12 protein-coding genes and 1 tRNA gene are annotated in these 13009 nt (G+C 70.6%); 9 read left to right on the plus strand and 4 right to left on the minus strand.

Annotated features, from left to right (window positions below; all coding sequences use genetic code 11):
* Window positions 1-3: 3 nt before the first annotated feature.
* A complete protein-coding gene (locus FHR32_RS04970; RefSeq protein WP_184753210.1) occupies window positions 4-441 on the plus strand; it encodes a hypothetical protein in 438 nt (145 codons plus the stop codon).
* Window positions 442-492: 51 nt separating this feature from the next.
* Here the strand turns inward: FHR32_RS04970 and FHR32_RS04975 are convergent, their stop codons facing one another.
* Both FHR32_RS04975 and pdxR read right to left on the minus strand, forming a co-directional pair.
* The gene (locus tag FHR32_RS04975) at window positions 493-1524 is read right to left on the minus strand and encodes a phosphotransferase family protein (protein WP_184753211.1); all 1032 of its coding nucleotides are present in this window, start codon (window positions 1522-1524) and stop codon (window positions 493-495) included.
* 27 nt (window positions 1525-1551) lie between these two features.
* Window positions 1552-3018 carry a MocR-like pyridoxine biosynthesis transcription factor PdxR gene (gene pdxR / locus FHR32_RS04980; RefSeq protein ID WP_184756365.1) on the minus strand — a complete coding sequence of 489 codons (1467 nt, stop codon included), beginning with the start codon at window positions 3016-3018 and terminating at the stop codon, window positions 1552-1554.
* A 67-nt stretch (window positions 3019-3085) separates the two neighbouring features.
* On the opposite strand from pdxR, the gene FHR32_RS04985 reads away from it, so the two are divergent.
* The 7 genes from FHR32_RS04985 (at window position 3086) to FHR32_RS05015 (ending at window position 9597) form a co-directional block, all read left to right on the plus strand.
* The gene (locus FHR32_RS04985; RefSeq protein ID WP_184753212.1) at window positions 3086-3730 is read left to right on the plus strand and encodes a pyridoxamine 5'-phosphate oxidase family protein; all 645 of its coding nucleotides are present in this window, start codon (window positions 3086-3088) and stop codon (window positions 3728-3730) included.
* A gap of 359 nt (window positions 3731-4089) precedes the next feature.
* On the plus strand, window positions 4090-5802 hold the full coding sequence (locus FHR32_RS04990; protein ID WP_184753213.1) for a serine/threonine-protein kinase: 1713 nt from the start codon (window positions 4090-4092) through the stop codon (window positions 5800-5802).
* Window positions 5803-5822: 20 nt separating this feature from the next.
* Window positions 5823-7238, plus strand: a complete 1416-nt coding sequence (locus tag FHR32_RS04995) for a protein kinase family protein (protein ID WP_184753214.1) — start codon at window positions 5823-5825, stop codon at window positions 7236-7238.
* A 58-nt stretch (window positions 7239-7296) separates the two neighbouring features.
* Window positions 7297-8409, plus strand: coding sequence for a DUF2510 domain-containing protein (locus FHR32_RS45745; RefSeq protein WP_221465266.1), 1113 nt, complete (start codon window positions 7297-7299; stop codon window positions 8407-8409).
* A 22-nt stretch (window positions 8410-8431) separates the two neighbouring features.
* On the plus strand, window positions 8432-9034 hold the full coding sequence (orn, locus tag FHR32_RS05005; RefSeq protein ID WP_184753215.1) for an oligoribonuclease: 603 nt from the start codon (window positions 8432-8434) through the stop codon (window positions 9032-9034).
* A 75-nt stretch (window positions 9035-9109) separates the two neighbouring features.
* Window positions 9110-9185 (plus strand) — tRNA-His (locus FHR32_RS05010).
* A gap of 157 nt (window positions 9186-9342) precedes the next feature.
* Window positions 9343-9597, plus strand: coding sequence for a helix-turn-helix domain-containing protein (locus tag FHR32_RS05015; RefSeq protein ID WP_184753216.1), 255 nt, complete (start codon window positions 9343-9345; stop codon window positions 9595-9597).
* Window positions 9598-9641: 44 nt separating this feature from the next.
* Here the strand turns inward: FHR32_RS05015 and lat are convergent, their stop codons facing one another.
* Together lat and FHR32_RS05025 are read right to left on the minus strand one after the other, a co-directional pair.
* A complete protein-coding gene (gene lat, locus FHR32_RS05020) occupies window positions 9642-10943 on the minus strand; it encodes an L-lysine 6-transaminase (RefSeq protein WP_184753217.1) in 1302 nt (433 codons plus the stop codon).
* Between the two features lie 101 nt (window positions 10944-11044).
* Window positions 11045-11638: an HdeD family acid-resistance protein gene (locus FHR32_RS05025; RefSeq protein ID WP_246465982.1), complete on the minus strand. Its 594-nt coding sequence runs from the start codon at window positions 11636-11638 to the stop codon at window positions 11045-11047.
* Between the two features lie 135 nt (window positions 11639-11773).
* Between FHR32_RS05025 and FHR32_RS05030 the strand changes: the two genes are divergently transcribed.
* Complete coding sequence (locus FHR32_RS05030; protein WP_184753218.1) at window positions 11774-12973, plus strand: M20 metallopeptidase family protein; 1200 nt, start codon at window positions 11774-11776, stop codon at window positions 12971-12973.
* Window positions 12974-13009 lie beyond the last annotated feature (36 nt).

Below are 13009 nucleotides of genomic sequence, written 5' to 3' on the forward strand. Positions count from 1 at the left end.
ACCATGAGCAAATCACGCTGGCCGTTGCTGCTGCTCGCCACCTCCGGGTGGCTCACGCTGCTGGTCACGCAGGTCGCGGACACCGGCCCGCTGCGCGTCACCGTGTCGGTGGTCTTCCTGCTCACCTGCCCGGGCGCCGCCGTGCTGGCCCTGGCCCGTCCCCTGCTCGGCCGCCGCGACCATACGGGAGACGCCATGGAGAGCATGGCGCTCACGGTGGCGATCAGCGTCTCCGTCGGCATCATCGTGAGCGAGGCGTTCTTCATGAGCGGCACGTTCACCATGCGCGCCGCGGTGACGGTGCTGGCCGCCATCACCTCGGCCGCGGCCCTGGGAGCGCTGTTCACCGGATGGCTCGCCCGGCGGCGCCCGGCCGGGCGCCGCGCGCGGGAGGAGCGAGAGGAGCGAGAGGAGCCGGCGCCCGTTTCGGACGCCTCCTGACCTCGGGTCCCCGGGACACCCGCGTCCTCGGGGCTCCGGGCGGGTGCTCCTCTAGCGCTCGTCGAGTGCCCGGTGAGCCCTGGCGATCAGGGTCGGCACGGAGGCGCCGATCTCCTCGAAGCCCTCGCCGACGGTCTTGCCCTGTGTGAACCGGGCGTGGATGCCCTCCACGATGACCGCGAGCTTGAAGTTGCCGAACGCCAGGTAGAAGTCCAGGTCGGTCAGGTCGGCCCCGGAGACCTGCGCGTAGTGCGCGGCGAACTCCTTGGTGGTGAGAAAGCCCGGGGTGAGCGTGATGTCGCCGGCCACCGGGATGGAGGAGCGCTCGACGTCGTCCGGATCCTGCCAGTAGGTCAGGGTGAGGCCGAGGTCCGCGACCGGGTCTCCCAGCGTCGACATCTCCCAGTCGACCACCGCGCGAATCTTGGGGACGGCGCCCGGCGCGAGCCGTACCAGTGTGTTGTCGAGACGGTAGTCGCCATGCACGAGGGCGCCCGGGGAGAGGCGGGGGAGCCGCTGCCGCAGGCGGTCGGCGAGCCGGTCGTACTCGGGAAGTTCACGGGTTTTCGAACGCGTCCACTGCTGACCCCACCGTTCCAGCTGGCGGGCCATGTAGCCGTCGGGGCGGCCGAAGTCGCCCAGGCCGACCGCGTCGTAGTCCACGGCGTGGATGGCCGCCAGCACCTCGGCGAGCCGCTCCGACAGCGCCCTGGCCTGCTCCGGCGACAGCTCCACGTCCGCGCGGCTGCGGACGGCCTCGCCTTCGACGTGACCCATCAGGTAGAAGGGCGCTCCGATCACGTCCTCGTCGGTGCAGAGCGCGACCGGCTCGGGCACCGGCACCGCCGTCTCGGCCAGCGCCGAGATGACCCGCCATTCCCGGCGCATGTCGTGTGCCGTGGGCAGGACGTGGCCGAGAGGGGGACGGCGCAGCACCAGCGGGCGGCTCTCCGTCTCGACCCGGTAGGTCAGATTGGATCGGCCGCCGGAAATGAGAGAGATCCCGGTGGGCTCTCCCACCTCGGCGACGTTGGCGGCCATCCAGGCGACGAGGCGGGACCAGTCGATACCAGGCGTACTCATAGCCCACTATTAGAACGCCACTCGGCTTTAGTTGGCCAGCCGGGGGCCGATCAGGTCGGCGACCACCGTGATTCCGCGCCGGACGTCGGCCAGCGAGGCGGAGCCGTACCCGATCACCAGCCCGTGCCGGTGCTCCTCGCCGTGGTGGTGCCGGGCCGTCGAATCCAGCAGCACGCCGCGCTCGGCCGCCTCCGCGAGGAGCGAGGGGATGGTCTGGGCGGGGAGTTCGACCATGACGTGCAGCCCCGCGGTGTCGCCCATGACCCTGGGGCCGAGGACGTCCACGATGGCGGCGCGGCGGCGGGCGTACTCCAGCCGCATGCGGCGTAGGTGCCGGTCCAGGTCACCGCGTTCCAGCATGACGGCCACCGCCTGCTGGGCCGGCCCACTGGTGCGGTCGCTCAGACGCGTGCGGGTCGCGGCGACGGCGGCGAGCAGGTCCGGTGCGGCGACCAGCCAGCCGACCCCGATGTCGGGGGCGAGCGACTTGGAGAGCGTGCCGAGCAGGACCACCCGGTCCGGATCGAGGCCGTGCAGGGCGGGCAGCGGGGCGACGTCGTAGCGGAACTCGGCGTCGTAGTCGTCCTCCACGATGACCGCGCCGGTACGGCGGGCCCAGTCGAGGAGGCGCTCCCTGCGCGGGACGGGGAGGCGTCCTCCCAGGGGATATTGGTGGGCGGGTGTGGTGTAGAGGACGCGCAGGCCGTCGGGGAGCCCGTCGACGACGACACCGTCCTCGTCGACCGGGCAGGGCACGATCTCGGCGCCCCGCGCGGCGAAGACCTCTCTGGCGACGCGGTAGCCGGGGTCCTCGACGCCGGCCCTGTGCCCGGGACGCAGGAGCGTGGCCGCGACGAGGTCGAGACCGTTACCGGTGCCCCTGGTGACCATGATGTTCTCCGGTCCGACGGCGATCGCCCGGGTCCTGCGCAGGTGCACGGCCAGGGCCTCGCGGAGTCCGGGCAGGCCGAGGGGGTCGGGCCTGTCCCCCGGCGGCAGGTCGGCCGCCCTCCGCCACGCCCTGCGCCAGGCCGCCTCGTCGTAGTCACGGACCCACGGCTGCCCGGGCCGCAGGTCGACCATCTGCTCACCGCGCCCTCTGGCCGCGGGCACCGCGCCGGCGCCGTCCGACCGCCTTGGGCCACCGCCGTACGCGCGCCGGGCGGAAGGGGGCGGGTGCGGTTCGGCGGGCGCGCCGGAGCCCGAAGGGCGCGGGGCCGACGGAGTGTGGATCACCAGGTCCGCCACGTAGGTGCCGGAGCCATGGCGGCCGTCAAGCCACCCCTCGGCGTAGAGCTGCTGGTATGCCTCGGTGACGACGGTGCGGCTGATGGACAGCTGGCGGGCGAGAGCGCGGGTGGAGGGCAGGCGCTCGCCGGATTTGAGGGTGCCGTCACGCATGGCGGTGCGGAGCCGGTCGCCGAGCTGGACGGTGAGGGCTGCGGCAGCCTCACGGTCTACCGAGACGGGCAGGTCAACAGGGGTGCGTGGCAAAGTGGTCTCCCAGAAGCAGGAAGAAGTGGATGTGTTCTCGATATCCACTTCTTCCTAGGGTAGAGCCATGCTCTCCATGACTCCCCGCACCACGCTCAACCGCTCCAAGGACCGGGGCCGGACCGACCGTGAAGACCTGTACGCGGTGCTCGACGCCGGTCTGGTCTGCCATCTGGGCGTCGTGGTCGACGGGTCCCCGAGAGTCGTCCCCACCGGCTATGGCCGGATCGACGACACTCTCTACCTGCACGGATCCACCGGCGCCACCTCCCTGCGAGGCACCGGCGAGATCTGCGTCACGGTGACCCACCTGGACGGCATCGTGCTGGCCCGCTCGGTCTTCCATCACTCGCTCAACTACCGCTCGGCCATGATCTACGGCCGGCCCCGTCTCGTCGAGGAGGACGGGGAGCGCCTGGCCGGCCTGCGTGCGATCACCGAGCAGCTCGCCCCGGGCCAGTGGAGCGCCGCGCGCCCGCCGAGCAGGAAGGAGCTCGCGGCGACCGCCGTCCTGGCCCTCTCCCTGGCCGAGGCGTCGGTGAAGGTGCGGAAGGGCCCCCCGCTCGACGACGAGGAGGACTACGCGCTGCCGGTCTGGGCCGGTGTGCTGCCGCTCCACTCGTCCTGGGGGACCCCGCAGACCGACCCCGCCATGACCGTGGACCTGGAGATCCCCGAGCACATCGCGTCCCGAACCATAACCTTCCGGTAAGCCCTCTCCGGCAAACCGGGCGCGCGGCGCGGACGTCCTAGCACGTAGTGCGGCAGCTCACTCTTCCTCGCCCGGTTCCGGGCCGAGGCCCGGCTGGTGGTGATCGCGGGCGGTGTCAGCGCGTACGTGCCGGCGGGCGCGCGGGTCCCGGAGATCCAGCCGATCGAGATCGTCGCCGCCGAACCGTCGCCGATCCGGGGCGCTCCCAGGTGGAGGGCCCCGACCCCCCCAAACCAGACATACGCTGACAATTCCCACAGCATGAGACCGTTTAGTGATTGATGAGCAGAAGTTGATCGGCTGACGCTAAGCTGCGGTCCGTCTGTTATGGGTGGGGGCCCGGACACCTAGGAGACCGTATGTACGGCATGCCATCAGCCTGGCGAGTCCCCGGATACACCGAGATTCGCGAGTTGGGTGTGGGCGCCGCCGGGCGCGTGGTGATGGCACGGCACGACGCCGATGACATCCTGGTAGCGATCAAATACCTGTCCGACGAGCTCAGGAGTGACGTCGGCTTCGTCGCGCGCTTCCGGCACGAGGCCCGGGTGCTCAACACCTTGGACAGTCCTCATGCCGTCCGGCTGTACGACTACATCGAGTCCGGTGAGGGCGCGGCCATCGTCATGGAACTGGTGGACGGCGTCTCCCTGCGCGCGCTCCTGCGCTCGGAGGGGCCGACCGGCCCCGAGGCCGCCCTGCTCGTGCTCAAGGGCGCCCTGCTCGGACTGGCGACGGCGCACACCGCCGGCATCGTGCACCGCGACTTCAAGCCAGAGAACGTGATGGTCGAGTCCGACGGCACGAGCAGGCTCGTCGACTTCGGCATCGCCATCCGCTCGGGCGACGGTGACACCCCCGCGGGCACCCCGCCCTACATGGCCCCCGAGCAGTGGGCGGGCGCACCGGCCGGACCGTCCACCGACGTCTACGCCGCGACCGTCGTGTTCTTCGAGTGCCTGACGGGCACCAGGCCGTTCCGCGCGACGAACCTCGCCGCGTTGGCCCGGCAGCACCAGTCCATGCCACCGCCCGTAGAGGAGGTGCCGTCGGCCCTGCAGGGCCTGGTGGAGCGAGGCCTGGCCAAGCATCCGGCCGACCGCCCGCCGACCGCCACCGCCTTCCTCACCGAGCTGGAGGCGGTCGCCGCCGACGCCTACGGGCCGGAGTGGCAGGAACGGGGCCGCCGCCGGCTGGCCGGGCTCGTCGCGATCTTGGCCTCGCTGCTCCCGCTGGAGATCATCGAACCCGAGACCAGCACATCGCTGGCCCGGACGGAGTTCGGCGGGCACTCTGCCACGTCGACGTCCGACAGCGTTCGCACCACGTACGCATCCGGCAGGAAGTCGGTGCTCAGAAAGACGAGCACCAAGTTCCTGATCGGCCTCGGGTGCATCGCGGTGATCAGCGGGGTGAGCGTGGTACTGGTCAACGCCAGCGACAGCACCCCGATCCAGGCGCAGAGTGTGGTCAGCACGCCAAGCGTGTCCCCCTCCTCCGAGCCGGTGGAGTCGGTCATCCCTGACGACGAGACCGACGAGCCCACGCAGGAGCCGACGGCGGAGAGCACACCGGCACCGACGCAGAGCACGAGCACCGCGGCCAGCCCGCCCCCGGCCGTGCCCAGCGCGAGGCCGACCTCGGCGCCCACACCGTCACCGACGCATACCGGGAAACCGACGAAGAAACCCACAAAGAAGCCGACGAGCGCGCCGGCCCCGTCAGAGGACAGCTCTCCCCTCGACATCGGGGACAGCACTCCGACCAGGAGCCCGTCGGCGCGGCCGACCCCCACCCGGACGACACGGCCCACAACACCGCAGCCGACGGCCTCCTCCTCCTCCTCCTCAACGCCGACCGGCTCGGAGGGCACCCCCACCGCCTCGGAGCCGACGAACGGCGGGGAGAGCCCCAGCGGCCAGGGCACACCGCAGCTGACCTCGTCACCCACGCCCCCCATCGAGACGGTCCCCGCGGCGGTCCTGCTCTTCGGACTGATGACGGGCGGCGCCGTTCCGTTCACACTGGCGGTGAAGCGCGGGATGGCCGGACGCCGCCGGAGGCGGCGCTAGACGGCGGGACGGAAACGACGATGAACACCGACCGGGGCGGCCTCGCCGGATTCCGGCTCACCCACCGGACCTGGACGGACGAGCTGGGCACCTGGTCGTCGGCGGTCGCGGCCGACGGGCGGCCGGGGAGCGCGCTCAGCTTCGACCCACGGCTGGTCGCCGATCCGGCGACGCGTGAACGCCTGGTCGCGGCCGTGGTCTCCGACCGCAGGCTGGTCCAGGGCGGCGTGACCGGGCTGGTCCCGGTCGCCGACCTGGTCGCCGCCCAGGGCGAGGTCTGGCTGCTCACCACCGAGCCGGTCAGCCCGGCCGTGACCGATTTACTGCCTCAGACGGCCGGCGTCCCCCGGCCTGACGCGGGCAGCGCGGCCACCATCCTGGTGGAGGTCGCACAGACGCTGCTGGCCGTACACGCCGCCGGGCTCGCCCACGGCGCGCTCCACCCCGGCACCGTGGTGATCGCTCCGGACGGGTCCGCCCTGCTCGCCGAACGGGGTCTGGCCGATGCGATATACGGACGGCTCCCGGCCCCGGAACGCGATGTCGCCGCCTGGGCCTCACTGGCCCGCGGGCTGGCGGCAAGCTGGGCGGCGGCCTCGCCGGGGGCGGCCGGGCTGTTCGACCGGGCGGCGTCGACGGCCTCCACCCACGGGCTCGCCGCGGCCCGCGACGTCCTGCTCTCCGGAGGTGACCTGCTGCCGCCGGGGTTCACCACCCGGGACAGGCTGGTGGAGACCATCCACCGGTGGTCGTCGGACGACCTGCGGACGGGGGGCGGGCAACCCGCTCCGGCGTTGTCCGCTCCGTCCGCTCCGTCTGCTCCGTCCGCTCCGGACGAGGGCGACATCGTCACGCTGCTGCATCCGCCGAAGAACGGCGAGAGCCACACCGACGACGTGGTGATGCGGTTCGGCCCCGGCGTTCCGGTGGAGACCACGGCGGTGCGGCTCTGGCGGACCGGCCGGGACTCCCAGAAGACCGAATCCCCCGCCGGCGGGCTCCGGGCGCTGGGCGCTCCGGCCAGGCGGCGTCGTCGCCGGACGGCTCTGTCCTCGGTGATCCTCGCGCTGATGGTCGTGGCCGCCCTGCTGGCCTGGCTGCTCCGGTCCTCTCCGGCTCCGCTGGAGGTGACGGCGATGAAGGTGGTCGCGCCGAAGAAGGCGCAGGGGTGCGACAAGGCCGTCAAGGTCAGGGGCGTGCTCACCACCAACGGCTCGGCCGGAGAGATCCACTACCAGTGGAAGCGGAGCGACCGCGAGGAGACGATCGAGCAGACCGACACAGTGACGGCCGGGAAGACCTCGCACGAGGTGATCCTCCTGTGGTCGGCCAAGGGCGAGGGAAGCTTCAGGGCGACGGCCACGCTACGGGTGCTCTCTCCCCTTCCTGCGGGGAAGAAACTCCAGGACAGGGCGAGTTTCACCTTCACATGTTGATAAACGACCATCAAGGTCCACAATGCACGGCAAACCGGTTCTTACTACTCTGGCGGCCATGACCACGCAGACCCCCTCCGGGTGGTATCCCGACCCCTACGGTTCACCCCAGCTGAGATGGTGGGACGGCAACCAGTGGACCGACGCCACCCACCCGGCGGACGCGCCTGCCGGGCAGGCCCTGTCTCAGACGCCGCAGACCGGACCGTCACCCCAGCCCGCGCCCCAGCAGGCAGGTCCGCCCCAGCAGGCAGGTCCCTCCGGTCCCACGGGGCCGTGGAGCCAGCCCGTTCCCCCGCCCCAGGGTCCGGGGACGCAACCGAACTGGGGCGCCGGCCCGCCTAGCGGGGCGACGATGCAGATGCCCGCCGGGGGGTACGGCCTCCCCACCGGCCCCCCGCCCGGCAAGAGCAGCCCGTGGCCGTGGATCCTGGGCGGCGGCGCGGTGGTGGTCGTGGTCGTCGGGATCGTGATCGCCGCGATGTTCCTGATGAATCCCAACGGCAGGCCGGTCGCGAGCGACCCCGCCCCCGTCCCGGGGGTGACGACCGAGGATCCGGCCTTCCCGCCGAGCCCCGAACCGTCGGCCCCGCCGTCCGATGAGCCGGACAGCGGCAACACCGACCTGCCCCAGCCGCAGGACGGGCGTCTCAAAGATCCGGTGACCGGCCTGTCCTACGCGTTCCCCGGTTCCCCCTGGAAGGTGCCGGAGAGGGTCGGCGGTGGCCCGCTCGGGTTCACCTGGTCCAGCGCGGCCGTGGCGACCGCCCAGGAGAACTACGACGGCCAGGGCAACAACTGGGTCGGCAACGTGTTCGTCGGGGAGCTCCCCGACAAGTTCGGCTACAACGGGGTCGCCACCATGCGGAAGACGGCCGCCACGCTGCTGCTCGCGACCGAGGAGAACTTCTACAGCCCCGGGCACGGGCGGAAGATCGTGCGGAACAAGGCCGTCAAGGTGGGCGGCAAGGACGCCTGGGTGCTCATGTTCGACCTGGACTTCTCCAAGGAGTCGGCGGCCAACGGCTGGAAGTGGAAGAAGGAACGGGGCGCCTTCGTGATCGTGGATCGGGGAGAGGGCGCACGTCCGGCGCTGGTCTACGTGTCCGCGCCCGACAATCTGGGCGTCTCGGTGACCAATCGTGTCGTCGACTCGCTCAAGCTCTCCTGAAGGGAGTACTACCCTGAAGGCTATGAGTGACCTGCTGGTCTGGATCGACTGTGAGATGACCGGGCTCGACCTCGGCCGGGACGCGCTCGTCGAGGTGGCCTGCGTGGTCACCGACGGCGAGCTGAACCAGCTCGACAAGGGGGTGGACGTGGTCATCAAGCCCCCGCCCGAGGCGCTGGCGCAGATGTCGGAGGTGGTCAGGGAGATGCACACCGCCTCCGGGCTGCTCGACGAGCTCGGCGGCGGCGTCACGCTGGCCGAGGCCGAGACCCTCGTGCTCGACTACATCAGAAGCCACATCCGGGAGCCGAAGAAGGCGCCGCTCTGCGGCAACTCCATCTCCACCGACCGGTCGTTCCTCTCACGCGACATGCCGGCCGTGGACACGTTCCTGCACTACCGGATGATCGACGTGTCCTCGGTGAAGGAACTCGCCCGCCGGTGGTACCCGCGGGTCTACTTCGCCTCGCCCGAGAAGCAGGGGGGACACCGGGCGCTGGCCGACATCGTCGAGAGCATCCGCGAGCTGCGCTACTACCGCGCGGCGATCTTCGTGGCCCAGCCGGGTCCCGACTCGGCCACCGCCCGCGAGCTGGCTGAGGGCGTCTCCACCCCGGCGTCCTGAGACCACATGGGAAACCGAGTACGAAACGACTCCCGGAAACCGCTACACTTTCCATGTGCTGCTGCGGCAGACCTGGTGGGCGTAGCTCAGTTGGCAGAGCGCTAGGTTGTGGTCCTAGATGCCGGGGGTTCAAGTCCCCTCGCTCACCCCATGAGAACGGCCGGTCCTACGGGACCGGCCGTTCCGTTTTATCCTCACTTCCGACTTGCCCACCAAAGATGGATATTGCGGGTTATGCTCGCTGCTATCGCTACGCCGTAAGACCGGGGGTTTCGGCGACCTGACTGTGTTGCAGCCACGGAGGCCGGATGAGAGTCGACGACGCCCCCTTCGACGCGGAGCCCAGGGTCGAGACGGGCTTGAGCAGGCGGGAGACCGAGGTCATGGAGCTGATCGCCACAGGTCGTTCCAACGGGCAGATCGCCCAGCACCTGTTCCTCAGCGAGAAGACCGTGAAGAACCACGTGAATCGGATCTACGCCAAGCTCGGCGTGGACTCGCGGGTCACCGCGATCGGCCTCTGGCAGCGACGGGTCGCCCACGAGGATCCCTCGCGCCTCTGAGAAGCCGGACGACCTGCGCCGCCGGAGGCCGGGTGCGCCGCCCTCTACGCGGAGATCTGTAGGTCCCGGGACGCCTCCAGGGCACGGCCGATGGCGTCCGCACCCTCCTGCAACTCCTCGGAGGTGACCGAGAGTGCCGGGCGGAGCCGTACCGACCGCTCGCCGCAGGGCAGGACGAGCACGCCCTCGTCATGCCTGAGGCGGGCCACCACGCGGTCGCGCTCGGCCGGTTCCGCCAGGTCGAACGCGCACATGAGGCCGCGTCCCCGGGCGTTCTCCACCGTTTCCGGGAATCGGGCCTGGATCTTCAGCAGCGCGGTGAGGAGCTCGTGGCCGAGCTCCTGGGCGCGCGGGATCAGGCCGTCGCGCTCCACGATCTCCATGATCCGGCGGGAACGGACCATGTCGACCAGCCCACCGCCCCAGGTGGAGTTGATCCGGCCGCTGACCTGGAACACGTTGTCCGCGATCAGGTCCACCCTGCGGCCCGCCATGATCCCGCCGACCTGCACCTTCTTCGCGAAGGCCACGATGTCCGGACGGAGACCGAGCTGCTGGTAGGCCCAGGGGGTGCCCGTGGTCCCGGCACCGGTCTGCACCTCGTCCATGACGAACAGCGCGTCGTGCTCGTGACAGAGCGCCTCCATGGCCTGCAGGAACTCGGCGCGCATGTGGTTGTCGCCGCCCTCGCCCTGGATGGGCTCGGCGATGAAGCAGGCGATGTCGTGCGGATGGCGCTCGAAGGCCGCTCTCGCCTGGGCCAGCGCCCGCGCCTCGGCCGCCTCGACCCCGCCGAAGTGGATGGCCGGCACCTCGATCCGCGGCCAGCCGAACATCGGGAAGCGGTCGGTCTTGACCGGTTCGGTGTTGGTCAGCGAGAGGGTGTAGCCGCTGCGGCCGTGGAAGGCCCGGGTGAGGTGGAGCACCTTGGTGCCGAGCTCCGGGGAACGGCCGCATGCCTCGTTGTGCCGGCTCTTCCAGTCGAAGGCACACTTCAGCGCGTTCTCGACGGCCAGTGCGCCTCCCTCCACGAAGAACAGGTGCGGCAGCTCAGGGTCGCCGAGGACCCGGCTGAACGTCTCGACGAAGTCCGCGAGGTGGACGGTGTAGAGGTCGGAGTTGGCGGGCTTGTTGGCGGCGATCCGGCCGAGCAGGGCGAGGAAGTCCGGGTCGTCGTCGAACGGGTTCACGCCGAGCGGCGCCGAGGCGAAAAAAGTGTAGAAGTCCAGGTAGCTCCGGCCGGTGCGGGCATCGACGAGCCGGGAACCCCGGCTCCGCTCAAGGTCCAGCACCAGCCGGTAGCCGTCGACGAGTAGGTGACGGGTAAGGCGGCCGTGCACGTCCATGTCCCCTCCACAGTGAGTCGGACAGATGATTCCCCGCCAACGAGGCATCTATATGGAGACATTACGCATGAGATTTGATTCTTGTGAAGATTCTGCGGCAATCACATGATGCGCGGAACGGTGCCCGACGTGCCCGGCCTCCGGGAGCCCAGCGCCCTGACCCGGAAGGCCAGCGCCACCAGGGCGACGCCGTACACGATGGCCATGGTGGCGATGAGCCAGACGACGGCCAGCGCGCCCGAGGTGGGCCAGACGAACAGCAGGATGCCGAACAGCACCGACAGCACGCCGCTGACGATGAACATCCACTCCCCGGCCATCTCCCTGCGCAGCCGGATCGCCGCCACGATCTCGACGATGCCGGTGACGACGGCCCAGCTCGCGATGACGAACAGCAGGGCGAGCGCGGTCATGCCCGGCCAGACGAAGGCCAGGATGCCGGCCAGAACGCTGAGGACACCGTAGACGATCATCCATGTCCGTGAGCCCGAGCGCCACGAGCCGAAGATCGCGAACACGCCGTTGACGATGGCATAGGCACCGAAGACGACGACCAGCGCGAGGACCGTGATGGCCGGCCAGAAGACGGCCAGCAGGCCGAACAGGATCGCACACACCCCACGGATCAGATGCGCCCACCACGTGCGGGACAGGCCCTCCCCCACGGCTTCCCCCGTGCGAGACATCTTTTCCATGTGCCCCCCTCTCCTTCACGCGCCCTTCTGCTGTGATCGATTCCTTTCCAGAAGATCGCCAACACGAGACCACAATTCGGTCAAATCGGAGTTATCGTCCATCTCAGGCCTCATCTCCCTCCAAAAGGAGCCTCCGTGTCCCTCCGCGAATCCGCCACCGACATGCGGGACGAGCTGGTCCGTCTCCGCCACGCCCTGCACCGCGAGCCCGAACTCGGCCTCGACCTGCCGCGGACCCAGGAGAAGGTGCTGGCGGCGCTGTCAGGCCTCCCCCTGGACGTGCGGCTCGGCGAGCGGCTGAGCTCGGTCACGGCCGTGCTGCGGGGTGCCCTGCCGGGCCCGACCGTGCTGCTCCGAGGCGACATGGACGCCCTGCCGGTCTCCGAACGCGGCGGGGAGGTCGTCTCACAGGCGGAAGGCCGGATGCACGCGTGCGGCCATGACCTGCACACCACCATGCTGGCCGGGGCCGCGCACCTGCTGGCGGCCAGGCGCGACCGGCTCGCCGGGAACGTCATCTTCATGTTCCAGCCGGGCGAGGAGGGACCGGGCGGCGCGAAGATCATGATCGACGAGGGCGTGCTGGACGCGGCGGGCGAGCGCCCGGTCGCGGCCTACGCCCTCCATGTGATCAGCTCGGTGCTCCCCCACGGGATGTTCATCACCAGGGGCGGGCCGATGATGGCCGCCGCCGACAGACTCGTGGTGACCGTGCGCGGCGCGGGCGGCCACGGCTCGACCCCCCACCACGCCAGGGACCCGATCCCCGTCGCGTGCGAGATGGTCACCGCCCTGCAGACCATGGTCACGCGGGGGTTCGACGTGTTCGACCCGGTGGTCGTCACCGTCGGCAGCTTCCACGCGGGCACCGTCGACAACGTGATCCCGGACGAGGCCCGGTTCGAGGCGACGATCCGGTCGTTCTCCGCGGCCTCCCACGCACGGGTCCAGGAGCGGGCGGTGGCCCTGGTCAGGGGCATCGCGGCGGCGCACGGGCTGGAGGTGGAGGCCGGCTACGAGGTGAACTACCCGGTCACGGTCAATGACCACGCCGAGGCCGACTTCGTCGGTGGGGTCGTCCGCGAGGCGTACGGCGAGGAGCGGTTCGTCACGGCTCCCCAGCCGTTCACCGGCTCGGAGGACTTCTCGTTCGTCTGCGACCAGGTGCCCTCGGCCTTCGTGGCGCTCGGCGCGTGCCCGGCGGACGCCGATCCCGCCAAGGCCGCCTACAACCACTCCGCCGAGGCCCGGTTCGACGACGCCGTGCTGCCGGACGGCGCCGCGCTCTACGCGGAGCTCGCGATGCGCCGCCTCGGGCTCGAGCTCTCCCGCTAATGGGAGCTACCGGTTCTGCTGTTCGGGCAGACTCGG

Origin of the sequence: Streptosporangium album, from assembly GCF_014203795.1 — a bacterium.
Taxonomy (GTDB): domain Bacteria; phylum Actinomycetota; class Actinomycetes; order Streptosporangiales; family Streptosporangiaceae; genus Streptosporangium; species Streptosporangium album.

What these genes read in the sequence shown, in the direction of transcription:
- FHR32_RS05015 (WP_184753216.1), top strand. Translation starts at nt 9,343, where the DNA reads ATGAGAGTCGACGACGCCCCCTTCGACGCGGAGCCCAGGGTCGAGACG.
- FHR32_RS04995 (WP_184753214.1), top strand. Translation starts at nt 5,823, where the DNA reads ATGAACACCGACCGGGGCGGCCTCGCCGGATTCCGGCTCACCCACCGG.
- FHR32_RS45745 (WP_221465266.1), top strand. Translation starts at nt 7,297, where the DNA reads ATGACCACGCAGACCCCCTCCGGGTGGTATCCCGACCCCTACGGTTCA.
- FHR32_RS04970 (WP_184753210.1), top strand. Translation starts at nt 4, where the DNA reads ATGAGCAAATCACGCTGGCCGTTGCTGCTGCTCGCCACCTCCGGGTGG.
- FHR32_RS04985 (WP_184753212.1), top strand. Translation starts at nt 3,086, where the DNA reads ATGCTCTCCATGACTCCCCGCACCACGCTCAACCGCTCCAAGGACCGG.
- FHR32_RS05025 (WP_246465982.1), bottom strand. Translation starts at nt 11,638, where the DNA reads ATGGAAAAGATGTCTCGCACGGGGGAAGCCGTGGGGGAGGGCCTGTCC.
- lat (WP_184753217.1), bottom strand. Translation starts at nt 10,943, where the DNA reads ATGGACGTGCACGGCCGCCTTACCCGTCACCTACTCGTCGACGGCTAC.
- FHR32_RS04990 (WP_184753213.1), top strand. Translation starts at nt 4,090, where the DNA reads ATGTACGGCATGCCATCAGCCTGGCGAGTCCCCGGATACACCGAGATT.
- orn (WP_184753215.1), top strand. Translation starts at nt 8,432, where the DNA reads ATGAGTGACCTGCTGGTCTGGATCGACTGTGAGATGACCGGGCTCGAC.
- FHR32_RS04975 (WP_184753211.1), bottom strand. Translation starts at nt 1,524, where the DNA reads ATGAGTACGCCTGGTATCGACTGGTCCCGCCTCGTCGCCTGGATGGCC.